This window comes from Blastocatellia bacterium, from assembly GCA_035275065.1.
Taxonomy (GTDB): Bacteria; Acidobacteriota; Blastocatellia; order UBA7656; family UBA7656; genus DATENM01.
This window is the reverse complement of sequence record DATENM010000017.1, coordinates 33,222-57,984: the sequence shown is the minus strand read 5'-3', so window position 1 is coordinate 57,984 and position 24,763 is coordinate 33,222. Positions and strand designations below refer to the sequence as shown.

Here is a 24,763-nt window from a genome sequence, read left to right as displayed (position 1 = left end):
CTAACAGATTGCGCCACACCGTCCCCTCAGTGTTCCAGCCCGAAGGAAACTTGATGCTGACTCTGGCCAGGGGTGTTACTATTCTTTGAGGCATTTTCTCTGGGCAGGCATTTATTTGCTCGGGCGGACAACAGACGGCACACCTCGGATCGTCACAAAGAATCAGAGAATTGTCATCCCAGACAAAATGCCGGGAGGTCAGGCTTATGAGTAACCGATGGATTGGAAGAACGTGGCTGGCTTGTTTGCTGCTGGTGTCGCTGCTTGCGAGTATGGACGCCGCCGGGGCAATACAGCAAAATCGCCCACGCTATGGCGGGCGACAAACGCCGGTAGGTTCCGGGGTCATTCCTGAAAACACAGTCATTAGCGTGCGAATGGATTCAACGCTGACCTCCAAATCCAATCGTGTCGGCGACCGCTTTACCGCGACCGTTACAGTCCCTGTCATCATTGATGGCGCGCGGGTAATCCCGGCGGGCGCTATCGTCGAAGGCCACGTCACACAGGTGACGCCGGCCCGACGCATGGCCCGCTCCGGAATCATCGCCGTCGAATTCGATAACCTGGTATTACCCGACGGCAGCCGTCTGGCGCTCGATGCGTCGCTGACTTCGGACGACCCTGAGATACGCCGACAGATTGACGACGAGAATCGCGTTTCTGGCCGCAATGATCGGCGGACGGGGGTGTTTATCGGCGGCGGCGGCGTGATCGGCGCCGTGCTTGGCGCCATCGGCGGCGGCGCAAAAGGCGCAGTCGTCGGCGGCGCGGCTGGAGCCGGAGCTGTCATCGCCAGCGTTCTCTTTTCGAAGGGTGAAGAAGCGCGTGTGCCGAGCGGTACGCCTTTTGGAGTCCAGTTGCGTCGCACACTGGCAATCCAGGGCGGAACCGCCAGCGACCCCGTAGCGACCAATAATCGAAATGATAATACCTATCCCGATCAGCGCGACCCTGTGGTGACGGACAATCGAGCCGGGCGGCAGCCGGACGAAACCCAGCCCGAACGCCAGCCCCGTGATGACCGGCAGCCGATTGATGACCGCGCATCCCGGCGGCCTGTGGAGGCCGAGCCAGAGCCGGAACCGGCGGACACACAGCCTTCACGCCAGCCTGCCGAGCCGCCTTCTTCGAGGCAACCGGTTGAACCGACTCGACACGAGAATGCGCCGGATCGTGATGAGAACGATAGCGCCGGCGCGCCACCTCCGGCAGCCGCTGAGCCTTTGCCGTTGAATTCGCCCGAAATGACACGGCGAGCGCAGGCCGCCTTACGCGACGAAGGCTACTACGAAGGCGAGGTTGCCGACCAGTGGTCGCCACGTTCGACGAATTCTCTGAAAACTTATCAGCGCGAGCATAAGCTGCCGGAAAGCGGCACGCTCGACGACGCCACGGCAAAGAATCTGGGACTCAATGGCGCTCGTCCTGTAAGCCAGGTAAAACAACCGCAGAAGCCATCGGTAACGCGCCCCGAGACCCGGTCAACCCAAGACACGCTGCTCGCCAATGTGCTATCGGCGACGGCAACGCGCGCCGTTGATGGCGCAATCTATGTGCTGATGAATGTTCAGGCGAATACCGGCGGCTGGCGCTGGTACGGCGATTCTGTTGTCAATGGCGACACCCTTGACGTTTATGCGCGTGCCGTCCGCCCGACAGGTATGGTGACGCAGGCCCTGACGCGGGGCAAGATCGAGCTCACTGTGCGTGAAGGTGTCCAGCACGTCAGGCGCGTGGTCATCCATTCTGCCGGAGCAGATCAAGAAATCGCGCTCGGCCGCGCAACGCCGGCAGCAACTTCGAATCCCGATTCAACCAGCTCACCGGCCGGAGAGACGCTGGCGAATATGGTCAGGAGCATTCAAAGCCGTGCCGGCGACCTGCTTGCCGAGCATAAGCGACAGCTCGGCATGAGCGGCGACAATAGCGGGCGCTCATCCTATAGCGATGCGGACGTGGAATTATTGTTTGCGCTCAATAGTTTCGCAAACGCCGCCAACCTTTATGCGGGATTCATCGGCAACCTCCAGGACGCGCAAAGCAAGCGACAGGCGACGCTCGACCTGGCGCGGCAGGCGCGCCGCACCGACCGCACGATTGCGGTCTCGACCAGCCGGAATGCCAGCGCGCTGCTGCCCCGCTGGGATCTGATTCGTCAGGATGTCTTGCGGTTGATGCGCATGTTCGACATCAGCACTTCAGATATCGAGAATTGAGCTGCTGGACTCTTGATGGGTTGAAGGCACCGCGCCGGGCTGTTTATGAACGACCTGGAAAAAGCCGCCCGCACCATCTTCTTTGAAACCCTCGGCGCCGTCGACTTGCAGGCCAGTATTCGCAGGCGTGTCAGGCTTGACGGCGAATGGCTATGGTTTGACGAAAAGGCCATTGACCTGGGGTATTTCTCCGAAGTGATCTTGATTGGTCTGGGCAAGGCGAGCCTGCAAATGGGCGAGGCCATCGAATCGCTTCTCGGTAATCGCTTGACTCGCGGTCTTCTGGTCACCAATCGGCGAGCGCCGCTTTCGCTCAAGTCAGAGGTCATCGTTGCCGGTCATCCCACCCCTGACGCGGAAAGCCTGCGGGCAGGGAAGCGCGCTATCGAACTGCTTTCAAATTCTCCCGCCGATTCGCTGGTGATCTTCCTAATCTCTGGCGGCGGTTCCGCTCTTCTCGAACTCCCCATAACGGATGAGATAACACTTGAGGATTTGCAGCGATTAAACCAGATTCTCGTCAACTGCGGCGCAACTATTGAAGAAACGAATGTTATCAGAAAGCATTTTTCAGCGATTAAAGGCGGTAAGCTGAGAAAATGGATGCGGGCGAATCGGGCCGTGGCGCTGCTCGTTTCTGACGTGAATTCAGGCGATATAAAGACACTGGCCTCAAACCCGCTCTTTCCAGAGGTAGAAAGCGCTGAACGATTTCAAGCAATCGCCGCTAAGTACCAGTTAACGGATAAGCTGCCAAAGCTCTTTCAACCGCTTATTTTTCCTTCCTATCCTGCCGGGCTGAGATTGACAGAAAACCCTGATGGGCTCATAGATATTATTCTTTTAGGCGAGAACCGGGACGTTGTGAAAGCGGCTGAAAGGATAGCGCGAAGACTCGGTTATCGCGTTGGGGTTGACCGTGGCGACGGTGAAGAAACGGTTGAGCGCACCGCTGCTCGCTTAATTGCTGCGGTCGTGGAATTGAGCCATCTCTTCCCGAAAGAGAAGCTTTGCGTAGTGTCAGGCGGAGAAGTCTCATGTAAAGTAAGAGGCCGCGGCTTTGGCGGTCGTAATCAAGAATTTGCCCTGCATTGTGCTTTGAGAATGAAAGAGGCGCTAGCGACCGAATCTCTGGTCTTATCTTGTGGCACCGATGGGATTGATGGAAGAAGCATTGCGGTCGGCGCCCTGGCAAAGGCAGGCCAAACCGATGACGAGTGGAAGATGAAATCACGCCTGCTCTCCTATTTCGAGGCGAGTGACACGGCCTCCTGGTTCAACGAGTCTGGCGGATTAATGGTCACCGGGCCGACCGGCAACAATCTTCGCGACCTACGAATCATTCTGACCCATTAGCTATTTCGAGCAGCGGTTTAGGCGCAGAGGTTGATGCGCTATCTGGCCGTCCGATAATGTTTGTTACTGGGAATCCGTATCATCCATCGCGGCATATCAAGATCAGTTGATGTAGAATAGCGGCAGACCAAAGCCGTGAGATGATGCAAAGGAAGGGATTCGCTGATGGCTGCATCCATTCTAATCGTTGATGATGAGGCGGCTGCCCGCTATGGCATGCGGCGGGCGCTGGAAAAAGAGGGCTACCAAATCCACGAGGCCGCCACCTTAAGCGGCGCGGATAATATCCTTGGCTCGCAGCCGATCAGTGTTGTTTTGCTCGATGTCCGATTGGCCGCAGAGTCGGGGCTTGATTACCTACCCTCGGTGGTCGGCGCCGCCAATGCGCCTTCCGTGATTATGATTACGGCTCATGGGTCCGAGCGCATCGCTGTCGAAGCCATCAAGCGCGGCGCCTTTGATTATCTGGCAAAGCCTTTCGACGTTGATGAGCTGCGCCTGCTGGTGCGCAATGCGGCGGCTTCACACACTTTACGGACGGAAAACGAGCGTCTTCGGCAAGCGATTGCCGGCGGCGGGTCGCTAGGGAGGTTGATCGGGTCTTCGCAGGCGATGCACAAGATCTTTACCTTGATTGAGCGCGTCGCTCAGACCGAAGTCAATGTCTTAATCACAGGTGAATCGGGAACCGGCAAAGAGGAGGTGGCCAGAGAGATTCACGCGCGCAGTCGAGTCAGCGGTGGGCCTTTCGTTGCCGTCAATTGTGCGGCGATGCCTCATGAGTTGATTGAATCGGAACTTTTCGGCCACGAAAAAGGCGCCTTTACAGGGGCCGCGGGGAAGAGGATCGGCAAGTTCGAAGCGGCTGCAAACGGCACGCTCTTTCTTGATGAGATCGGAGACATGGGCTTAGAAACGCAGGCGAAGGTTCTGCGGGTCATAGAGGACAAAACATTTCAACGTCTAGGGAGCAATGAAACGATCACCAGTAATGCTCGTCTGATCAGTGCCACTAACAAGCAATTAGATAAGCTAGCCGAACAGGGGAAGTTTAGAGAGGATTTGTATTATCGTCTATGCGTCGTGCAGATCGAGTTGCCGCCTCTCAGAGAACGGAAGGCGGACATCCCGGCGCTCATCGATTCCTTTATTCAACGCTACTCTCTGGCTTATCGCTCCTCCCCATTAGGAATTTCGAGCGATACGGTTAAAGCATTGCTTGAATATAACTGGCCTGGGAACATCCGGCAGTTAAAGAATACCATTGAGCGAGCCGTCGTGCTTGCTGAAAACGAACAAATTACTTCAGATGTGTTGCCTCAAGAAATATTGAGCAAATCACGGAAAACAAAAGATGTTGAATTGCCTGAAGATGCTCTTGTGGTATCTATTGGAGAAGACTTCAAGCAGGCAAAGAAGGATTTCGAGAGGAAATACATTGAGAAGTGCCTGGAGCGTTCGGCGGGAAACATTACGCGCGCCGCGGCTATGCTCGGGATTCACCGCCAAAGCTTACAGCAAAAGATTAAGGACCTTGGCCTGACTAAACATTTCACTTTCAGCGAATAGCCGGCTCAAGCGACGACATTAAAAGGGAATATCGTCATCCGAAATGGGGCCTGAAGCAGCCGCCGGACTTTCAGCCCGCACTTTTGGCGCTTCAGATGCGCCGCCACCTGCCTCATCGCCGCGCGCTCCAATGAATTGAATGTCGCTGGCGTGGATTTCAAGCGTTGTCCGGGTTTGTCCTTCGCGATCTTGAAACTCGCTTTGCGACAAGCGCCCTTCGACGTAGACCTGGCGGCCTTTCTTGAGGTACTGGCTGGCCACCTCAGCCTGACGCCGCCAGACATTGACGCGAAACCAGGTCGTCACGTCTTGCATCTCGCCGTTGCGATCCTTGCGTCGTTCGGTCGTCGCCACACTGAAATTGCACACCGCCGTGCCGTCCTGCGTATAGCGCAATTCCGGGTCCCTGCCGAGATAGCCGACCACGATAATCTTGTTGAACGAAGCCATGGGTTTTCCTCCGTTGCGTCTGGGGAAGTGGGTGGTGATGATCTTTTTGCCGATTACGGGCGATCTGGCCCTTGTTCACCCTTCGTTTTGATTCGGCGGCTTACATTTTGTAGCCGCTCGAATCATCCGCAAAATCATCGGGCCATTCTTCATCTTCGACCGCAGGCTCTTCGGTAATCGTCGCGCTAGAGTTCTTGATGACTTCTTCGTTTACGTAGATCGGGCAATCAACTCGCAAGGCCAACGCAATGGCATCGCTGGGCCTGGCATCAACGGTGATTAACTGGTCTTCACGCAGCATTTCAATCACCGCAAAAAACGTGTTGTGCTGCAAATCGGTAATCACTATCCGCCTGATGGCTGCCCCAAGCTCCCAGATGACATTCTTTAAAAGGTCATGCGTCATCGGACGCTGAGATGAGAGTTTTTCGATTTCGGTGGCAATGGCGTTCGCTTCAAAGGCGCCGACCCAGATCGGCAGCAGTGATTCGCCATTCACATCCTTCAGGATGATGATCGGCGTGTTAGCTGATGGATCCATCATCAGCCCGCGGATTTTCATTTCGATTTCCATCGCCTATGGTCCCTTCCGAATGTTGCCCACCGACCCGGCCAGTATTTAAGCATAACCCTTCTCTAAAGTCCATCACTGCCCTTCTCGCTCTCGCTGCATGCTTGACAGTCTCCTGACTTCGCATTAGGATGCAGAGGCTTTCGCAGGAGGGCGGTCAGGCATGGTTATCGCTATAGCCAATCAAAAAGGCGGAGTCGGCAAGACGACAACGGCAATTAACCTTTCAGCGGCATTGGCCCTCACAGGCAAACGGGTTCTTCTGATTGACCTCGACCCGCAGGGCAATAGCTCGCTGACTTTTCTCGACCATAATACCATCGAGTATTCGATTTACGACCTGTTGACCGACACCGACATCACGCCGGAAGCGGTGATCAAAAAAACCTCAATCGCCACGCTTGATCTCTTACCGGCGCGGATCAACCTTGCAAAATTTGAGAGCAAATTACTCGGCGAATTTGATGCCCCCTTTCGCCTGAAAGATCGCCTCGAAGGAACCATTAAGGCTTATGACTGCGTCTTGATCGATACGCCACCAACCCTTGGCCTGATCACCGTGAATGCACTGGTTGCCGCCGACTATCTGATTGTGCCCATTCAACCTTCTTATTTTGCCCTTGAAGGCACGGACGATCTGCTTGAAACCGTTGAGAAGGTTAAAGCGCGCCCCAACCCTCGATTACAGGTACTCGGTGTGGTAATTACGCTGCTTGATAAGCGCACGACGCTGGCTAAAGATATTCAAGAACAGATCAGAGCCGTCTTTGGGGATAAAGTATTTGAGACCGTAATTAGCAAATCCGTCCGTCTTGAAGAAAGCCCCGCCTACAAAGAGACGATCTTTACATTTGCCCCTAACTCTAGCGGGGCTGCCGAATACTCCAACCTGTGTGCAGAGGTGATGCGCCGTGTCTAAACGAGGGTTACCGAACAATTTTAAGCTGCGCCATGACGCTCATTACGTCGAATTGCTCACCAGCAAAAGCGCCGGCGCGCCAGTCGGCAGAATGATCCCCATAGACAAGCTGGCGCCGAATCCCAATCAGCCCAGGGTTGAGATCGGCGATCTTACAGAGTTGGTGGCGTCTATAAGAGAGAAGGGGGTCCTTGAACCGCTCCTAGTGCGCCCTAGCGATGTCGGCGGGCGGTTTATGATTATCAGCGGCGAGCGACGTTACCGTGCCAGCCTCGAAGTCGGGCTGAACGAGCTGCCCTGCATCGAGATGGATGTCGATGATCGAGATGTGGCCGAAATCTCGCTCATCGAGAACCTCCAGCGTAAAGATTTGACCGCTTTTGAGGAGGCCGATGGCTTGCGAGCCTTGTCCGAGCGCTTCGGCTATACCCACGAAGAGATCGCCGCCAAGATCGGCAAATCGCGTACGACGATCACCGAATCGCTCTCGCTTGCGGCAATGCCCGCGGACGTTCGAGCCCTATGTCGGCGCGCCGACATTTCTTCTAAATCCCTCCTTTTGCAAGTAGTTAGACAGCCGACGGAAGATGAAATGCGGAATTTTGTCGGCACTATTCGGGCCGGCGGCCTGACCCGCGACGAGGCGCGCGTCGCGCGAAAAGGCAAAGCGAAAAAAGAGCCGGGCTTTGTCTATAAGTGCAAAGCGCCGAACCAGTCTTGGTCGTTGCAACTCAAATTCAAGAAATCGCGAGCCTCCAAGGAAGACATTCACAGCGCCCTGCTCGCAGCCATAGATGACCTGGAGAGAATAGATTAGCCGGATTTCCGGGCTGACGGTTGTTTGGCGCTTTCCTCTCTGTAGCGCTTCGCCAGACGCTTGGCCATGCGGTCGAGCTGAGGTTTAAAAGGTTTCAACAAACGGACTCGCAAACCGCCCTGCTGCTCACGCCACTTCTCAAAATACTTCTCGACGTATTTTCGGCACTCAATCTCAAGTTGATTTTTCTTGATCCCTTTCGACAAGGTCAGGTAATAGTGCTGAGCGACGAGTGAGAGCAGAACTTGCGCCATGTTTGATTTCAGCGCCAGCCTGGTCAGCATATTTTGCGGGAATTTGCGCTTTGGAGCGAGTACGGAAGTGGCGATTTCTGCCCATGCGAGTTGGCCTGGCACCTTCGGATGATAAAGCGCCGGCAGAGTTGATCGTTGGGCCGCCGTCAGCCGCGGTTCGGCCACCAGATCAGCAAAAACCAGCTTGGAAAGGCCTCTCAGGTGTTCGGCTGGCACAATGGAGAGGATCTTTTCAGCCTTTTCCTTTAAGTCTTTAATTTTCACTTCAGATGTTTGATCTTCAAGTTTTACGTTCATAATACCTTTCTAAGTTCTTAAAATAATGATTTTAATTTTTCGTTAGCTATTCGAATTTTACTTTAAGCTGTGCTTCGAGAATCTTTGCTCTTTGTTCCAGACTGCGCAGCGTTTTATACATCTCTGGAAGTTTGGCGTAAATGGCCGAAGCTTTCAACCAAAGTTTATGGTCAACAAAGGGGGAACCGGATATCGTCTTTCCCGGTTCGACGGAATGCGGAATCCCGGTTTGGGCAATGGCGATGACGCCGTCGCCGATGGTCAGATGACCCGCGGCGCCCACCTGCCCCGCGAGGATAACGTTGTTGCCGACAGTCGTTGTGCCCGCAAGTCCGACCTGGGAAGCAATCAGACAATTGGTTCCAACCGTTGAGCCATGCCCGATCTGCACCAGGTTATCAATTTTGGTATGTGACCGAATGAGGGTTTCGTCCAGGGCTGCCCGATCAATGGTTGAGCAAGCGCCGATCTCCACGTCATCTTCAATGATCACTCTGCCGACCTGGGGGATTTTATACCACTGTCCCTGATCGTCTTTCGCAAAGCCGAAACCATCGCCGCCAATGACCGCATGATTCTGGATGATGCATCGTTTACCGATGACCACGTCCTCGCGTAAGGTCACTCCGGAATGCAGCAGTGTCTGCGCCCCCACATGGGCACGCGGGTAGATTACACAGTGTTCACGGATTTCAACTTCGTCATCGATCACTGCTTCGTTGCCGACGACCGCATAAGCCCCAATCGTTACCCCTTTGCCGATCTGTGCGGTGTCGGCGATCCAAGCCGTCGGGTGGACGCTGGCCGGCGGGCGCGAGGGTTGATGAAAAAACTCGATGGCTTTGGCGAAGATGAGATAGGGGTTTGGATGAACCAGTGTTGGCACGTCAAGTGGCGGACTGTCGGGCCCGACGATGAGCGCCGAAGCCTGAGAATCGCGCGCCGCCTTATAATATTTTGGGTTGGTCAAAAAACTCAGGTCGCCCACCCGAGCCCGTTCGATTGTGGCCAATCCTTTAATTTGTACTCCGCCTTCGCCGCGCAGGGCACAGCCGAGTTTTTCTGCTACCTCACTTAATTCCATTCGCTTTGTCGGCCCTTTATTCCAATCCGGGGCGGCGAGGCGATCAATCAGCCGCATTCTGATTATAACAGGCAAATTTGACTCGGCCCGCGCCGCCGTGTTGTTTTTGTCGCGATTCGTTTAGAATATGTCAAATCGTCGTTTGCTGAGTCAACCATTCTGGGCAGGAACATGATGATAAAGGACATAGAAAGCCGTTTTTTTAATTATCTGCGGGTTGAGCGCGGACTCTCTGCAAACACGCTGCTGGCATATCGTAGCGATCTTGATAAGCTGTCGGCGTTCGCCCAGCAATCAGGGAAAGGGTTGCTCTCGCTAGAGCGCGACGACCTGATGCGGTTTATGCAGCACCTGAACCAGCAGGGGCTTGAGGCCAAGAGCATCGCCAGAGCCCTGGTGACGGTCCGCAGCTTCTTCAAGTATCTTGTGCTCGATGGGATACTGAAGCGCGACCCGAGCGTCAATCTCGAATCGCCGAAATCGTGGCAATCGCTGCCTAAATTTCTGATCGCCGAAGAAGTCGAGCGCCTGCTCGATGCGCCCGATACGGCGATGGACACAGGGTTGCGCGACAAGGCCATGTTGGAGGTCCTCTACGCGACCGGTCTGCGAGTATCCGAACTGGTCAGCCTTAAGGTTACTGATGTGAATCTTGAAATGGGTTTCTTGACGACATTAGGGAAGGGGAGTAAAGAGCGCACGGTGCCTCTGGGACAGAGCGCCATCGGGTGGCTACGCCGTTATTTAGAGGTTCGCAGTCGCTGGCTAAAGGATCAGACTTCGCCGTTGCTCTTTTTGAACCCGTCAGGATCAGCCGTCAGCCGGCAAGCTTTCTGGAAGATGATTGTCGCATATGGGAATCGCGCCAAAATTGGCCATATCACGCCGCATCTGTTGCGCCACAGCTTTGCCACGCACTTGCTCGAAAATGGCGCCGACCTGCGTTCTGTTCAACTCATGCTTGGCCATTCTGACATCAGCACGACGCAGATCTACACCCACATTACCAATGAAAGATTGAAGCATATCTATAAACAGTTCCATCCGCGTGCCTAGCTCACGCCAATCTTTAGCTGTCGGCTACGGGTAAGCATTCCCGCAGGCGTTAAGCTGTCCGCCGTCCGTGTCTTTTTAATGTATAAATGCCCAGCCAGTGTGAGAGGTCGTTTGGTTGACAAAACCTATACCGCTTTCTACGATGTAGGCGGTAAGAGAAATGTTGAAATTGAATTGAATCGCGCACCGCATAGAATGCTTTTTCATGGTCAGAATCAGCCTGAAGCAAGCTATGTATTCGATTCGTGATGCCTTTCAAGTTGCGTCTTAAAGGTTCTTCTTTTACACAGCTGGATATGACCAGTCCCACGGCTTGAGACTATACTGGAGCTTCGATCAATGGCAGGAATGAACATCGAACAGGTTCTTAAAGCGCTACGAACGGTTAAGGACCCTTGGCTTAACCGCGATATTGTGGCGCTCGATTTCGTAAGGGATTTAGATGCTGATAATAACGCCGTCCGGTTCAAGTTGATTCTGAATCGCCCATCCCCATCAGCACAAGCTTTACTTGAACAAGCAGCACGGGATGCGATCCTGAGCCTTGGGGGATCCCCGCCCGTGGAGATCGAAACGGGCTGGGAAGTTACTGCCGGAAAGTCTGCCGAAGGAAAGCAGTCTGTGCCGGGGGTAAAAAACATCATCGCCGTAAGCTCTGGAAAAGGCGGCGTCGGTAAGTCAACCGTTGCCGTCAATCTGGCCGTCGCTCTGGCGCAGGCGGGAGCGCAGGTTGGATTGCTTGACACGGACGTTTATGGTCCGAACGTGCCCATCATGGTCGGCGTAAACGAGCAGCCGCGGGTTCACGGACAGATGTTGCTGCCGAACACGGCTCACGGCATTAAAGTGATGTCGCTGGGTTTTCTGAATCCCGGTGATCGGCCCGTCGTTTGGCGAGGCCCGATGTTGCATACGGCGGTGCGGCAGTTTCTTTATGATGTTGAATGGGGGGAACTGGATTATCTTATCGTTGATATGCCACCTGGTACAGGCGATGCGCAGTTGAGTTTGGCGCAACTGGTCCCGGTTCAGGGGGCTGTCGTGGTTACGACACCCCAGGAGGTCGCCATGGCCGATGTCCGCAAGGCGATCAATATGTTCGAGCAAGTCCATATTCCTGTGCTCGGGGTTGTCGAGAACATGAGCTATTTTGTTTGTGAGAATTGCTCGACCCGGCACGCCATTTTTGGAACCGGCGGCGGCGCTGAACTGGCTGGCCGCTTCAATGTCTCGCTTCTCGGGCAGGTGCCTCTCTCTGTCGCGGTACGTGAGGGCGGAGACGCAGGCGTACCGATTGTCGTCGGCGCGCCGGACAGCTTGCAGGCGGCTGCATTCCGCGAGATCGCTGAACATGTCGCGACTCAGATCAGTTTGCAAGCCATTAAGGGAGCCGGCCTGCCGGTGATCAACCTGAGCGACAACCGCGGCGACCGATTTGCAGTTTAGAAGATTCCCCAGCCCGGGCGATTTACGCTATAATAGGTTAATCAACGGCGAATGCTGATCGTTGATGATTTCAAATACTCTGTGAGGTGAAGAAAAGAGATGTTGACATTGACAACGACTGCAGTGAATGAAGTCAGGAAGTTTATGGAAGGCGAGAGCGCCGGGCCTGAATCCGGACTGCGCATTCGCGTCGTGCCGGGAGGCTGTAGCGGCTTCTCGTACTCCATGCAGATCGAAGACGCGCCGCGTCAAGGTGATGAGATACTCGATCAGGACGGCCTGCGCGTTTTCGTGGACATGTTTTCGCGTCAATACCTTGACGGCGTTCAGGTCGATTACGTGAATTCAGTCATGGGCTCTGGATTCACTTTCAATAATCCTAATGCGACGGGCAGCTGCGGCTGCGGCAGCTCATTCACTGTCTAGTGAACGGTCGCCGGCCCGGCCCAATTGCCGGACAGACAGCTTCTGTTCGTGGGATGACGAACCCTAAGCAGCCGGGGTCTGCTGATCTGAGGATGGGCGACCGGCGCTTTCGATTCTCGCGGTCGGCAAGAATCGTTGGGAGGCCGATCCGCTTTTGATATTGGCGGTGGACCTGGTCCGCGTGGAGGCTCCATGAAAAAGATGATCACCTTTTTTTGCCTGTTTCTTGGGCTGTCTGTCATGTCTGTAAGCGGACAGAATGGCGGAGCAGGGAAGCCCGGCAGCGATAACTCGGAAGGGCCGCAGGTCGGACAGGCGGCCCCTGATTTTGAGCTGCCCTGGGCGACACAGGAGAAGCTTTACCTTAGCCGTAATGAATGGATGAAGCTTTCCAGCCTTCAAGGCGGTAACGTGATCCTCGCTTTTTATCCGGCGGATTGGTCGGGCGGATGCACGACCGAGGTCTGTACCTTCCGGGATAGCTGGAACGACCTCGGCAAACTCGACGCCAAGCTGATTGCCATCAGCGGCGATTACGTCTTCTCTCATCAAGAGTGGGCCAAGCATCACAAGCTCACCTTCCCGCTTCTAGCGGATCACGATCATGCCGTCGCCAAGCTTTATGGCAGTTATCAACCGGCGCTCGGCGGCATCAATAAGCGGACGGTTTACCTGATCGACAAGCAAGGCACCGTGCGTTACAAGAACCTCGCCTTCAAAGCCGGAGCCAAGGAAGATTACGAAGCCTTGCGCGGTGAGTTGATGAAGCTGCAAGCGCCGCAAGCGAAATGAGGGCTTCCGCGCGGCTGCAAGATCACTTAAAGTGGTTGGCCGCTAATCTTGAAATGGCTTGACTTGAAGGTAATGCAGAGCTGACCAGCAAAACCTCTTGATGAGGCGGCAATTAAGAAATTACATAAAGAGTCGGCGCGCCGACTCTTTATCATTTATGAGCCATTAGATTTTACGAGGACAAGATGGAAACGGTTATAACTTCTAAATCGACGGGGCTGCTCGATGCCCAGGCGGGGCTTAACGGACAAGCTGGCGAGGCGTTTGGCTGGATGATGACTCAGGATTACGGTGATGTACTTGCAGAGTGCCAGGCCGTCCGAGCGCGCGCCGGATTGATCGATTTGACCTATTATGGCGTCCTCAAAGTCAGCGGCAAGGAAGCCATACAGTTTCTTAATGGGCTCGTGACCAACGACGTCAAGGCGTTGGAGGTTCATAAAGGGATGCGGGCGGCATTTCTGACCGGGCACGGAAAAGTCCGTGGCCTTTGTCGTATTCTGCGGCGGCAGGACGACTTTTTGATCATTAACGATCCGCAGACGCACGAAAAGATCTTCAAGTATATTTTCCCGTTTTCCTATGCCGGGGATTTTCGTGTCGAAGACGTTTCAGAGCAATTCCGCACTCTCTCAATACAGGGGCCGAAAGCCAACGCCGTCTTGAAGGAGATATCGTTTGAGCCGGTTGCCTCGCTTGTGGAATATAGCTGGGCTGAAACGATAATTGGCGGGCACAATGTGGTTGTCGTTCGGACTTCGCATACCGGCGAACCCGGGTTTGATATTCTGGTGTCGGAATCAGGCTTGCGCGACACCTGGGATTTCATCCTTCTGAAAGGCGCGTTTCATGGCCTCGCGCCGGTCGGCCAGGAGGCTTTGAATCAACTGCGAATCGAAGCCGGCATTCCCCTCTATGGCGTTGACGTGGACGAGGCGAACATGATGCTCGAACTCGGGATGACCGAGGCGGTCAGCTTCACCAAGGGCTGTTACACAGGTCAGGAGGCTGTTGCAATGGCGACGTATCGCGGCCATATCAGCAAAAAACTTTCGGGCTTGTTGATCGAAGGCGATCATATTCCGGCTACCGGTTCCAGGATTTCCAGAGACGGAAAAGATATCGGACAAGTAACGAGTGCCGTTCGCTCTGCAAGCCTCGGACGGGTAATTGCCCTGGCCTATATTAAGTATGGCCATTTCGACGCCGGCAATAAGCTTGAGGTACAAAATGATAATTCAATTATCGAAGCATGCATCGCCGAACTTCCCTTTTACCAGAATTTAACGTCTTAACCTGAAGTTATCTCTTTGAATGCTCCTTACTTCCGCTGAGAGGTCCGGACTTAAAGTAAATTCTCAAATCGCGGCGCTCTGGCGACCAACTACTTTAGATTGTTCTATCAAGAGAATAAAGAGGGTTGTTTGACTAGCGAATCGGGGCGGGTGACGGGCAGGCCAAGCAGAGTCTTGAATTGATTACAGCTCTCCGGAGAGTGTCCCTGAAAGTGATTGTTGAAGTACCCGTACAACTGTTTCGTCTTGTTCTGCAAAACCGCAAACGCTTCAGCCCACTCGGCCAATTCCCTTGAACGGTCAATCTGTATGTGGCTGTAATCGGTCAGATCACGCAGACCAAGCCATCTGACGTAGGCGAAATCTGTCGTGTAATTTTCGATGAGGCCGAAGCTCAGGCGGCGATTTATCCAGCGGCTGTCGGTCAGCGCCAACGCGATATTGCGGTTTGCCAGGAGGCTGATCGTCTGGTCAGTGAGCCAATTCGCATCGCGAAACTCGACCGCGAAATGGCCTGTTGAAGGAAGCAGGTTAATGAAGCTGCTGAAGGCGGGATATTCTCTTGGAGAAAAATCCGGCGGCAACTGGATCAGCACGCATCCCAATTTTTCGCCGAGCAAGTTAACCCGTTGCATGAACAGTTCAAATACTTCCTGGCTTTCCCGTAAGCGGTTCTTATGGGTTATTTCGGAAGGCAGCTTGAGTGAAAACTTGAAATCCTTCGGCGTCCGTTCCGCCCAGCCCTTAATTGAATTCTCAGAGGGGATGGCATAAAAGGTTGAATCTACTTCGACGGTGTCAAAGATTCTGCCATACAGGCTGAGAAGTTCCTTCGGTTTCGAGCCGCGCGGGTAGAACGGGCCGACCCAGCCTTCATAATTCCACCCCTGTGTGCCTAAGTAAGTTCTTGCCTTCATCACGTTCTCTTTATGGCATCGAGTATACTATGTCAGAGGCCGTCAAAACAGTGGGGGATGATCATGAGTATGACGATGTGCTGCCAGGTTGGCGTTATGGGCTCGGCTAACGACGTGCTGAGTGATGCAGACCGCCAGCGTTTGCCAGAGATTTGCGAGCGGCTCGGCAAGGCGATAGCGGCCAAGGGATGTGCAGTGGTGACTGGCGCGACCACAGGGCTGCCAGACATGGTCTCGCGGGCGGCGCGAAAGCACGGCGGCTTGACGATTGGCATCTCACCGGCGGGTTCAGCGACCGAGCATGTCGATCACTATCATTATCCGCTCGATGCCGCTGAAGTGATGATCTATACAGGGTTTGGCCTGAAGGGACGAAACGTCATCAACATCCGCTCGTCGGATATCGTGATCATTATCGGCGGCGGCATGGGATCGCTCAATGAATTCACGATTGCCTATGACGAGGGCAAAGTCATCGGCGTGCTGGAAGGAAGCGGCGGCATTGCCGATCACGTTCGAGAAATCGTTGACTTTGCAAAGAAGGCGATGACCGGGTGCCTGATTTTTGCCGCAGAGCCTGAGCAGCTCATTGAAGAGTGTTTGGCCGCCTGGCGCCAGAGGCAGGCGGGAGAGCCGTATCAAGAGTAAGGGCTCATTTGCCAGAAATCCGACCCGCTTGATCGGCCCCTGAAGTGTCGGGTGTCCTCCAGTATCGAGTTTCATAATAACTGCGAATAGCCGCAATGGCAGCTTTGAAGCTTTGCTTGCTTGCCTTTTCGTCCGCATTGCTTGATGTGACAGTGATCTTGCCATCCGCACCCGGCTTGATGGCAAAGGTGCCGCCTGGAGTGATCAACTCAACCAATCCTTCCCACACCGATTCATCGAAGACGACGACGTTGCTATCGCCGCCATAGGCATACACCGCATTATCCCCGGCCTTAACGTAAGAGAGATCGTGCGTCGCTTTCAGCCATTCGATCAATTGTGAAAGGTCGCCGAGCAGACCCTTGTAAGGGCCGCTAAAGACAGGTTGAGGGTTGGCTTTGCTCATCGTCAATCCTTCGGGCCGAAAAGCCGATTCGATTTATTCCTGGACGACCGCCCAGGTTTAATGGACGGTTCAGCCTCGGCCTTCCCAGCCGATTGATTTAAGCTTACCGTCTTCGACAATGGTCGGCACGGTCGGGTCGCCTTTGCTATAGGCAAACATCTCTTTGCGGTACTCCAGATTATCCTGTGCGTTACGGTCTTCAAAGGCGATGCCTTGGGCGGTGTAATGTTCGCGGGCTTTTTGACAGTAGGGGCAGCCGGGCTTCGTGTAAATAATGACGGTCATCGTTCGCTCTCCGATTTCGAGATTTTTCGATAGCGTCACATCCGAGGCTAGTTTAACAAAGGCCCTGTGCCGTGCCAAGCAACCGCACAAATCATTTGAGTCGGTCAGGATTCAATGCTATCTTTGCGGCGATTTAAAATTCACCGGACGGGGAAGCGATGGCCACACAGGATGAAGCGAAGAAACGCGCTGCCGAGCAGGCAGCAGAGATGGTTACAGAGGGGCAGATTGTCGGGTTGGGGACCGGCTCAACTTCGCGCTTTGCCACCGAAGCGTTAGGCCGGCGCGTCGCCGGCGGACTGCACATCCAAGGTGTCGCGACCTCTGAGGCGACGGCGCAAATGGCCCGCGCGATGGGCATTCCCATCTTAGACCTGAATGACGTCTCTGCTGTGGATTTGACGATTGATGGAGCTGACGAGATAGACGCGGACTTCAATATGATTAAAGGCGGCGGCGGGGCGTTGACGCGCGAGAAACTCGTCGCCCTTGCCTCAAGGCGGCGAGTCTATATCGTTGACGAGACCAAACTGGTTGAGCGGCTCGGCGAACGCTGGGCGCTTCCGGTCGAAGTTCTGCCGTTTGCGTGGCAGCACGCCAGGGCAAAGCTCGCGGCGTTGGGTTGTGAGCCGCGGCTTCGTTTACGCGACGAGCGTCCCTTTGAGACCGATAACAAAAACTATATTCTCGATTGTCAATTTAAAGGGATCGCCGACCCGGTTCAGACAGAGGTCGCTGTGAAATTGACGCCGGGTGTCGTCGAGTGCGGATTGTTTATTGGGGTGGCTGACGTATTGATTATCGGCTGGCCGGATCGCGTCGAAGTCCGGGAACGGCCCGCGAAAACTGCTTAACGACCCATTGATGAAGGTTCGTGTTCGAGCCGCGAGAATGGCGCAAATTTCCGAAACGCCCTTTGCGGTTTTTAAGACTTGCGGTAGAATCCGCCTCAAGCCCTCAATCCTAATTTTCTTTCTCAAGACCAGGAGAATGCTTTAATGAACTCCGATTGGCGGGAAGGACTGTTTGAATCTTTCGAGACGCTTGTTGACATTGAGCTTTGCTGCAAGCCTGTCCAGGTGCCCGAGAATAACAAGCTGCTGCGCTGTTTTCAGTTCATCAGCATGGACACGGTTTCGGTCGGTGATTACTGCTGGAATGGCGACTGCACGAACTGCCAGATATGGTACAAATCTGACGCGGGCGAAACCAAGGCGGCGCTCGCTTGCAAGATGTACGTGCGACCCGGGCTCATCATCACACGCCTGAGCGAGCACTTGCAAGACGACCTGCGTGACGAGCCTTGAGCCTTACATTAAGCAGACTCGCCGCCACTTCTCGCGACGGTTCCCCGCGGCCTTGCGCCCGCCCGAACCGCGGGCGAATACTGCGTTATTCTTGCACAACCGGCTTGAACAAAAAGCGGTAAATCATCTCAGAAAGCGCATCAATCGCCCGATTTTGATTGAAGCTGACCGCGCCCGTACAGTAATCCTGCGACAGGTCGAAGACCACGCGATGGACCACGAAGGAAGCCGCTTCAACATCGATCTCATAGGTCAGACGGGCCTTATTCGCTAGCGAGATCAATTCTTGTAGCTTGGCTATCGAGCGCTCGGTCATGGCCCGATGCCGTGTCGCAAACTCGGTGTCCTTCAATACCAGCTCACAAATCACCTTATGCAACCCGGAGAGCTTTTGCTTATCAATAATGGCGTTAGCCACTGCATGTTTAATGCGCGCAGGGAACTCCTCGTCAAAGAGGTGCTCCGGCTTCAGGCCATCAAATATATTCTTAAACAACTGATCGCCGAGCCGATCAAAAATGGTCAATAACAATTGCCGCTTATCGGTGAAATAAACGTAAAAGGAGCCGACGCTCACCCCGGCCGCGGCAGCAATATCATTCGAGGTCGTCTTTTCATAACCTCGCTGCTGGAAAAGTTCGATTGCTGCCTGGACAATCTTTTCTTTGGTCTGCTTGCTCCGCGCTTGCTTCGGATCGGCAGGTAGGCTGACGGCCACGGTATCTCCCATTCGAAAACCTCTTCTGTTAACTGAACTTAAAACCGCAGGCCATTATACCAATCTCTGAATCCCACTTCAAAATGTTTATTAGTAAAATGAATTGCGGCTCAAATAATTTTCATAGAACTTGAGCCCGGCCTCATCGTTCGCTACACTGATGAAGGAAATCGGAGCCCTGGCTCTCATAAGCGTTGAAAGGAGAATGGCGATGCATAACAGGATTAAAGCCTTATTGGGTCTGGTGGTTTTGGCGGTGGTAGTGGGCGCGATGACAATTCCGGCAGCGGCACAGACCGGAACACATTCGCTGTCGATATCACGGCAGGCGAAGCTTGCCGGCCAGGTGATTCAACCGGGCAAATACAATATGACTTATGATGAATCGAAGGACGGCGATCTGGTGGTCACCAAAGGCGGGAAAGAGATTTTGAAGGCGGCTTACAAGCGCGTCGAATTGACTACGGTGCCGGCCGATAGCGCCGTCGTTTTCGTAGCGGCCGGCGACGGCGGTTACAAGGTTCGCCGCATCGAGATTAAGGGCTCCAAGACGGCGCTGGTTTTCGAATAGGCTGAGTTGGTGAGCAACAGTTAAGCCGTTTTATTCTTAAAGCTCTGGCTTAGGAATGATGGCGGGAAATCTGTGATGACTGTGACGGGTCGCCATTTGACGGCGACCCCTTTTCGTTTCGTTGCGGCTGGGTTTGAATGAGTTAAGTGACAAAATCGCGCTGGCTCAATTCACATTCAAAACCGGCAACGAAGGCGCAGGCTTCGGGGTGCTAATAGGTCGCGGGCGCCTATGAACCGGGTTATAGACCGTATCGCGCTCAACAGGGATTCGACCCGCGCCGCGGATAATCTCTTCAATCCCATCCCTGCTCAATTGATTGTTGTTGCCGTGCGCGAGATACGACTCCATCAAAGAGCCGCCATCGTTGATTGTGCCATCCAGGTCGTCGGCGCCGAAGCGCAAAGCAACCTGCGCAATGTGTGTGCCGAGCATCACCCAGTAAGCTTTAATGTGCGCGATATTGTCGAGCAATAAGCGCGAGACGGCGATGGTCTTCAGGCTATCGATCCCGGATGGGCCGGGCAGATGCGCCAGGTCCGTGCCTTCAGGGTGAAAAGCCAGCGGGATGAAACACATGAAGCCGCCGGTTTTATCCTGAAGCTCGCGGAGTTTGATCAAATGATCAACGCGGTCTTCGTTAGATTCAATGTGGCCATACAACATCGTGGCGTTGGTGGGAATGCCGTGACGGTGGACTTTTTCAGAAAGCTCAAGCCATCGCTCGCCGGAAGTCTTGTGGGCGCAGATTTTGCCGCGCGTCGGCTCACGCAGAATCTCAGCCCCGCCGCCGGGGCAGCTATCCAGACCGGCGGCGATCAACCCTTCAATCACTTCTTCATCTGTCATCCGGCAAATGCGCGTCAGGTGGTCAATCTCGACCATCGTAAACGCCTTGAGGTGCATATCCGGGAAGTGGCCCTTTAACTCTTTCAGCAAACCGGAGTAGTAATCAAATTTCAGGCGCGGATGCAGGCCGCCGACGATGTGCAGCTCGCGTGCGCCCTCGCCGTATGCCTTACGCGCCACCTCGACGCATTCTTCAATCGTCCACTCGTAGCCTTCCGGGTCGCGGACGCGCTTGTAAAAGCCGCAAAAGGCGCAATCCGAGATGCAGATGTTGGTATAGTTCATGTGGCGATTGACGTTGTAATAGGTCTTGTCGCCATTGATGCGCTCGCGTACCGTGTTCGCGAGCGCGCCGACCGCAATCAGGTCGTGACTGGCAAACAGCGCCACGCCGTCATCGAACGACAGCCGCTCGCCGGCCTCTACTTTCTCGGCAATCGTTTTGAGCTCTTTCGTTAAAGCGGTATTGACCATGCCTTCTCCATCAAGCCAATCTGCGCCAGGGGGCCGCGCGGCCAATCTGATTATACAAACATCCCGGCTGCCGGCCAAATAAAGCCGAGGCGATCATCGCCGCTTCAGCAGAATGATTAAGGCGATCACTGCAACCCAGAAAAGCACGAAGAAGAAAATCTTCCAGAAACTATAGGGGCGGTCGCCCTGCACTTCGCCCGTGCGCGCGTTGATCATCACTTGATAGACCTTTTGATTGAAGCGATAGGCGGCCAGGTAAACCGGCAACAGGATATGCTTGAAGGTAATGTCGGAATAGCTAGTGTCAACATGGTGGACCCGCTGTTCGTCGCCGCCAATGTCGCTGCGCACGTCCGAATCAATCACGCCAGCCATGACCTGCTTGGCTTCCTCGAATCCCGCGGGCAACTCGACCTGATAGCGCTGCGCTTTGAAGCCCGAAAGATAAGCCGGCTCGTAGGGATTCAAGGCCTGCAAATCCCAGGGCTCAAGCGCGGACAGCCGCTGCCGCGAAAGTGACTGCGTCGCCGGAACCAGTATGTCATCGAAAGCCCGCCTGACCCAACCGGACGCCGTATACCAGCGCGTCCGCTGTACCTGACGCGTGCGGGTCACGGTGTTGCCTTGCTCGTCCTGCTCTGTGTAGGTTTCGGATTCGTAATAATGCTCGCCGCGCTCGCCTGTGTACGACGACTCAGTGCGCGCGTCATATGTCCAGAAAGGCAAGTAAACCCCCGACATCGATTCTTGAGACGCCAGCCGCTTCAAGGCGTTGGGCGCAAACCAGCGCGATGAGAGCCACTTTTTTAACGCGGCATTGGCCTGAGGCGGCGGGATGCCAAAGGGTAGAACCGCTTCGGGCGCAACGAGCGGATCGGCGGCCTTCGGTTGCGCGACAATCGTCGCGCCGCAGAACGAGCATTCGCCGGCCACTTCCGGGGGCGTAAAGCTGATGGTTGCGCCGCATTGCGTACAGGTGACTTCGACGGCGTTGGCCGCGAGCGTGCCCATCTGTGCGGCGCCGGCTTGCAGGTAGGCTTCGTAAGAGCGCTCTTCGACGCTGCCTGAACTGACAGGAACAGGCTCCTGCCGCCCGCAGTAGGGACAGGAGAGACAGTTATTCTGCGGATCGAACACCATGTCGGCGCCGCAGCCGGGGCAGGGGAAGCGCTCCTGCTTTCTCTTGGTGTTTTTGGATTCCGATTCAGCCATTGACCATCAAGCGTATATCAAACTTGCATGGTCGGGCGCAACCGCTTAGGGGCGAGACACAAAAAAGACGCGCCCGCTTGAGCGCGTCTGAAATCACTTAGAAGGGTTTCTCAATCGCAAAGTTGGCGACACTCAGGGCACGAGTGGCTGGCGTCGGGCCGCGGCGGTGGCCGCTGGCTGGCGTCTAGCTTTCTGACGGGGTGATGATATCTTTCAGCTCCGAGCGCAGGCGTTCGATCTCTTTGATGCGTTCGTCAATGCGTGAAAAGAGCGCCTCCTGAGCCTTAACGCCTTCGCTGATTAAGAAGGCCGCCGCCTCTGAACGGCTCTTGAATATCCCCGACTGCACCAGCGCATCCAGGCGCTTGAGCGATTCGTCGTTGACGCGCACCATGACGACATGATCGCGCGCCGACAAGGCCGACTCAATGGCTTTGCTGATCGATTCGCTCGCCTTGTTCAGCACTTCGCCGGTCTTCTGGGCGACGACGCGAGCTTGCGATGCCAGATCGTCGGTAAAAGAATTAGGCTTCGGCTCGTCGTTCGCCATGCGCGTGACGACGATCTCGTCCGGGTTATCCGTCTTCTCCTCGATGATCACGTCACCCAATGTTTCCCTGTTGTCCCACATGGTTGAATTCCTCCTTGCTGACTTTCTCGTAAGAGGATTACGCCGGATTTTCCGTGAAAGTTTCAGGTGAAATCGCTGCCCGGCAAATCAATGTAAGCTCTTGTCCGACAAAGGGATTGCGCTGGCCTTCGGAGTTCACTAAGATGAAATTCATTTGGCCAATTGGCGGCGCACCTGCAATGGGCTGTTAGTCGCTATGAGTTGATGAAGATCAAGCAATATTTCGCTAGCCGAAACCGAGGCCAGTCATGATGGAAACAGCAAACAAAGTCGCCCAGTCGGCAATTACCGTATCGGTCATCCGTAAACTGTTGCACCGCAACGCCCGCCCACACGTGGCGCGCATCTTTGCGAAAGCCTATCCGGTCGAAGTCGCGCGCCTGCTTGCGGCGTTAAAAGGCCCCGAGCGCGTCAAAGCCTTCAGGATTCTGCTCGAAACCTGCGATGTTCAGCACGTCGCCGGCATTCTCAGCGAAATGGTGCCCCGCGACAGCCTTGAGCTGATCGAGCAGTTAGAGCCGAAAGAGATCGCCCGGCAACTGAGCAAGATGCCCGCCGACGACGCCACTTCGCTGGCCTCGCGGCTGCCTGAGCCCCTGGCTTCGGAGGTGCTGACGCTGATGGAGGCCGAACAGGCCGCCGACGTGCGCGAGCTGCTCGAACATGAGGAGCGCACCGCCGGGCGCATTATGACGCGCGACTTTTTCGCGCTCGAAGAGGACGTGACGATTGCCGAAGCGGTCGCCGCCTTGCAGAAACGCTCCGAAGAGTTCGAGATGGTCTTTTATGTCTATGTGGTTGACCGGCGCGATCATCTGGTCGGTGTAATCAGCTTGAAGAAGCTATTGACGACGACGCCTTCAACGCAGCTCAAGCGCGTCATGGAGCCGAAAGTCATTAGCGCCAAAACCGATGCCGAGCAGGAAGAAGTCGCGCGGCTGGTCGCCGAGTACAATTTGCTGGCGGTGCCCATCACCGATGAAGAAGACCGGCTGGTCGGCATTGTCACGGTCGACGACGCGATTGACGTGATTCAGGGAGAGGTGGCCGAAGACCTGCTGGCGCTCGCCGGTGTCACTGCCGAAGAGAGCGTTTCGACAAGCGCCGCCCGCTCGCTGCGGCTGCGCGCGCCGTGGTTGCTGATTAATTTGCTGACGACCTTTGCGCCCGCGTTCGTCATTTCCCGTTTCGAAGGAACGCTCGGAATGCTCCCGCTGCTTGGCGCCATCGTCACCATGCCGATGGGGATGGGCGGCAATGGCGCGACGCAGACACTGACGGTAATCATTCGCGGGTTGGCGCTGGGTGAGGTCGCGAACATCGGACAAGTAACCATGAAGCAGACGCTCGTCGGCTTGTCTAACGGCTTGTTGAACGGCTTTGTCGGCGCACTTGCCGTCGGCTTCTTTTCTAAGAATATCTGGCTCGGTCTGGTGCTGGCGATTGCGATGGTGCTGAATCTGACGGTAGCGGGATTTGCAGGGACAGTGATCCCTGTAGCCCTCAAGCGGTTGAAGATCGACCCGGCGGTTGCCTCGTCTGTATTCGTCACGACTTTTACAGACGTCTGCGGCTCACTGTCGTTCCTCGGCATCGCGACACTGATGATGCGGCTGCTAAAGGCGACTTGAGCCGACAAGGATTGACGCTGCGAAGATGAGCAAGCAAGCCGTCGTTAATGTTATGACGCCTGCCTCGGCATAGGCAGCATCTTCAGCGCCAGGGCCCGCGTCTGCAAATCCTTGAGCTGCGACTCGACATCCGCGCTGCGATTCTCAGCGGCTTGCAGTGTGCGGTCAACCGCTGCCTTCATCTCCTCTAGCGATTCACGCACGACGGCCGTCTTTTTCCTCTCAGGCGTATCCGCCAGCCCTTTTGCTATTTCAGCCTTCGCGTTGTTCAGTTGCGCAACGACGTCGCCCCATTTGTGCTGGCGAAAGCCCTCCAACGCGCCACTGATTGCCAGATTGATCCGTTCGATATCGCCGACAGTAGTCTGCGCAAGGTGAGGGGCGGTCTTTTCCAGCTCGGCGTTCTTCTTGGCCTCTTCGGGATTGGCCTTGCTTGGATCGGAGCCGCCTTTGTGGCACGCGGCAAAAATCAGGCTCGACAGTAAAATGGCAATCGCGACTGCCCTGGTTATTAGGCTCATGAGACACTCTCCGGCATTTGAAATCGAATCGCGCGGCGCAAT

General features: G+C 55.0%; 27 protein-coding genes. 15 read left to right on the top strand and 12 right to left on the bottom strand.

All coding sequences use genetic code 11. From position 1 onward, the window contains the following. Nucleotides 1–206: 206 nt before the first annotated feature. The 3 genes from VJ464_03120 (at nucleotide 207) to VJ464_03110 (ending at nucleotide 5,144) form a co-directional block, all read left to right on the top strand. Complete coding sequence (locus VJ464_03120; protein HKQ04098.1) at nucleotides 207–2,219, top strand: peptidoglycan-binding domain-containing protein; 2,013 nt, start codon at nucleotides 207–209, stop codon at nucleotides 2,217–2,219. 45 nt (nucleotides 2,220–2,264) lie between these two features. Further along, a complete protein-coding gene (locus VJ464_03115) occupies nucleotides 2,265–3,575 on the top strand; it encodes a DUF4147 domain-containing protein (GenBank protein ID HKQ04097.1) in 1,311 nt (436 codons plus the stop codon). A gap of 165 nt (nucleotides 3,576–3,740) precedes the next feature. After that, nucleotides 3,741–5,144: a sigma-54 dependent transcriptional regulator gene (locus VJ464_03110; GenBank protein ID HKQ04096.1), complete on the top strand. Its 1,404-nt coding sequence runs from the start codon at nucleotides 3,741–3,743 to the stop codon at nucleotides 5,142–5,144. An 18-nt stretch (nucleotides 5,145–5,162) separates the two neighbouring features. Here VJ464_03110 and VJ464_03105 read toward each other — a convergent pair whose 3' ends face one another. Beyond that, nucleotides 5,163–5,594: a single-stranded DNA-binding protein gene (locus VJ464_03105; GenBank protein HKQ04095.1), complete on the bottom strand. Its 432-nt coding sequence runs from the start codon at nucleotides 5,592–5,594 to the stop codon at nucleotides 5,163–5,165. 100 nt (nucleotides 5,595–5,694) lie between these two features. Then, the gene (locus tag VJ464_03100) at nucleotides 5,695–6,156 is read right to left on the bottom strand and encodes a bifunctional nuclease family protein (protein ID HKQ04094.1); all 462 of its coding nucleotides are present in this window, start codon (nucleotides 6,154–6,156) and stop codon (nucleotides 5,695–5,697) included. A gap of 172 nt (nucleotides 6,157–6,328) precedes the next feature. Between VJ464_03100 and VJ464_03095 the strand changes: the two genes are divergently transcribed. After that, nucleotides 6,329–7,084: a ParA family protein gene (locus tag VJ464_03095; GenBank protein ID HKQ04093.1), complete on the top strand. Its 756-nt coding sequence runs from the start codon at nucleotides 6,329–6,331 to the stop codon at nucleotides 7,082–7,084. Next, a complete protein-coding gene (locus tag VJ464_03090; GenBank protein ID HKQ04092.1) occupies nucleotides 7,077–7,901 on the top strand; it encodes a ParB/RepB/Spo0J family partition protein in 825 nt (274 codons plus the stop codon). Before VJ464_03095 ends, VJ464_03090 begins: the two co-directional genes overlap by 8 nt. Here the strand turns inward: VJ464_03090 and VJ464_03085 are convergent. After that, nucleotides 7,898–8,452: a hypothetical protein gene (locus VJ464_03085; GenBank protein HKQ04091.1), complete on the bottom strand. Its 555-nt coding sequence runs from the start codon at nucleotides 8,450–8,452 to the stop codon at nucleotides 7,898–7,900. The genes VJ464_03090 and VJ464_03085 overlap by 4 nt on opposite strands. Nucleotides 8,453–8,498: 46 nt before the next feature. Beyond that, entirely contained in the window at nucleotides 8,499–9,593 is a 1,095-nt protein-coding gene (gene lpxD / locus VJ464_03080) for a UDP-3-O-(3-hydroxymyristoyl)glucosamine N-acyltransferase (GenBank protein HKQ04090.1), read from the bottom strand. A 117-nt stretch (nucleotides 9,594–9,710) separates the two neighbouring features. Between lpxD and xerD the strand changes: the two genes are divergently transcribed. From xerD to VJ464_03055, 5 genes are all read left to right on the top strand, one after another. Continuing rightward, nucleotides 9,711–10,592, top strand: coding sequence for a site-specific tyrosine recombinase XerD (gene xerD / locus VJ464_03075; GenBank protein HKQ04089.1), 882 nt, complete (start codon nucleotides 9,711–9,713; stop codon nucleotides 10,590–10,592). A 339-nt stretch (nucleotides 10,593–10,931) separates the two neighbouring features. After that, nucleotides 10,932–12,038 (top strand): iron-sulfur cluster carrier protein ApbC, encoded by a 1,107-nt coding sequence (apbC, locus tag VJ464_03070; GenBank protein HKQ04088.1) that lies wholly within the window; start codon nucleotides 10,932–10,934, stop codon nucleotides 12,036–12,038. A 99-nt stretch (nucleotides 12,039–12,137) separates the two neighbouring features. Further along, nucleotides 12,138–12,464 carry an iron-sulfur cluster assembly accessory protein gene (locus VJ464_03065; GenBank protein ID HKQ04087.1) on the top strand — a complete coding sequence of 109 codons (327 nt, stop codon included), beginning with the start codon at nucleotides 12,138–12,140 and terminating at the stop codon, nucleotides 12,462–12,464. Nucleotides 12,465–12,656: 192 nt separating this feature from the next. Beyond that, nucleotides 12,657–13,256, top strand: a complete 600-nt coding sequence (locus tag VJ464_03060; GenBank protein ID HKQ04086.1) for a peroxiredoxin — start codon at nucleotides 12,657–12,659, stop codon at nucleotides 13,254–13,256. 185 nt (nucleotides 13,257–13,441) lie between these two features. Continuing rightward, nucleotides 13,442–14,551, top strand: coding sequence for an aminomethyltransferase family protein (locus tag VJ464_03055; protein HKQ04085.1), 1,110 nt, complete (start codon nucleotides 13,442–13,444; stop codon nucleotides 14,549–14,551). 107 nt (nucleotides 14,552–14,658) lie between these two features. Here the strand turns inward: VJ464_03055 and VJ464_03050 are convergent, their stop codons facing one another. Continuing rightward, complete coding sequence (locus tag VJ464_03050; GenBank protein HKQ04084.1) at nucleotides 14,659–15,468, bottom strand: DUF72 domain-containing protein; 810 nt, start codon at nucleotides 15,466–15,468, stop codon at nucleotides 14,659–14,661. A gap of 63 nt (nucleotides 15,469–15,531) precedes the next feature. Here VJ464_03050 and VJ464_03045 point away from each other — a divergent pair, with 63 nt between their 5' ends. Next, entirely contained in the window at nucleotides 15,532–16,116 is a 585-nt protein-coding gene (locus tag VJ464_03045; GenBank protein ID HKQ04083.1) for a hypothetical protein, read from the top strand. Nucleotides 16,117–16,120: 4 nt separating this feature from the next. Here VJ464_03045 and VJ464_03040 read toward each other — a convergent pair whose 3' ends face one another. Next, on the bottom strand, nucleotides 16,121–16,522 hold the full coding sequence (locus tag VJ464_03040) for a hypothetical protein (protein HKQ04082.1): 402 nt from the start codon (nucleotides 16,520–16,522) through the stop codon (nucleotides 16,121–16,123). 69 nt (nucleotides 16,523–16,591) lie between these two features. Further along, nucleotides 16,592–16,807, bottom strand: coding sequence for a glutaredoxin (locus VJ464_03035; GenBank protein ID HKQ04081.1), 216 nt, complete (start codon nucleotides 16,805–16,807; stop codon nucleotides 16,592–16,594). A 158-nt stretch (nucleotides 16,808–16,965) separates the two neighbouring features. On the opposite strand from VJ464_03035, the gene rpiA reads away from it, so the two are divergent. Further along, complete coding sequence (gene rpiA / locus VJ464_03030; protein ID HKQ04080.1) at nucleotides 16,966–17,661, top strand: ribose-5-phosphate isomerase RpiA; 696 nt, start codon at nucleotides 16,966–16,968, stop codon at nucleotides 17,659–17,661. Between the two features lie 144 nt (nucleotides 17,662–17,805). Further along, nucleotides 17,806–18,114 carry a hypothetical protein gene (locus VJ464_03025; protein HKQ04079.1) on the top strand — a complete coding sequence of 103 codons (309 nt, stop codon included), beginning with the start codon at nucleotides 17,806–17,808 and terminating at the stop codon, nucleotides 18,112–18,114. A gap of 85 nt (nucleotides 18,115–18,199) precedes the next feature. On the opposite strand, the gene VJ464_03020 is transcribed toward VJ464_03025, so the two are convergent. After that, nucleotides 18,200–18,844: a TetR/AcrR family transcriptional regulator gene (locus VJ464_03020; GenBank protein ID HKQ04078.1), complete on the bottom strand. Its 645-nt coding sequence runs from the start codon at nucleotides 18,842–18,844 to the stop codon at nucleotides 18,200–18,202. 193 nt (nucleotides 18,845–19,037) lie between these two features. Here VJ464_03020 and VJ464_03015 point away from each other — a divergent pair, with 193 nt between their 5' ends. Continuing rightward, nucleotides 19,038–19,403: a hypothetical protein gene (locus tag VJ464_03015; GenBank protein ID HKQ04077.1), complete on the top strand. Its 366-nt coding sequence runs from the start codon at nucleotides 19,038–19,040 to the stop codon at nucleotides 19,401–19,403. A gap of 165 nt (nucleotides 19,404–19,568) precedes the next feature. Here the strand turns inward: VJ464_03015 and mqnE are convergent, their stop codons facing one another. From mqnE to VJ464_03000, 3 genes are all read right to left on the bottom strand, one after another. Further along, on the bottom strand, nucleotides 19,569–20,726 hold the full coding sequence (gene mqnE, locus VJ464_03010; protein ID HKQ04076.1) for an aminofutalosine synthase MqnE: 1,158 nt from the start codon (nucleotides 20,724–20,726) through the stop codon (nucleotides 19,569–19,571). 93 nt (nucleotides 20,727–20,819) lie between these two features. Then, nucleotides 20,820–21,938, bottom strand: a complete 1,119-nt coding sequence (locus tag VJ464_03005; GenBank protein HKQ04075.1) for a hypothetical protein — start codon at nucleotides 21,936–21,938, stop codon at nucleotides 20,820–20,822. Nucleotides 21,939–22,122: 184 nt separating this feature from the next. Then, complete coding sequence (locus VJ464_03000; GenBank protein HKQ04074.1) at nucleotides 22,123–22,569, bottom strand: hypothetical protein; 447 nt, start codon at nucleotides 22,567–22,569, stop codon at nucleotides 22,123–22,125. Between the two features lie 248 nt (nucleotides 22,570–22,817). On the opposite strand from VJ464_03000, the gene mgtE reads away from it, so the two are divergent. After that, a complete protein-coding gene (gene mgtE / locus VJ464_02995) occupies nucleotides 22,818–24,200 on the top strand; it encodes a magnesium transporter (protein HKQ04073.1) in 1,383 nt (460 codons plus the stop codon). 50 nt (nucleotides 24,201–24,250) lie between these two features. On the opposite strand, the gene VJ464_02990 is transcribed toward mgtE, so the two are convergent. Next, nucleotides 24,251–24,721, bottom strand: coding sequence for a hypothetical protein (locus VJ464_02990; protein HKQ04072.1), 471 nt, complete (start codon nucleotides 24,719–24,721; stop codon nucleotides 24,251–24,253). Nucleotides 24,722–24,763 lie beyond the last annotated feature (42 nt).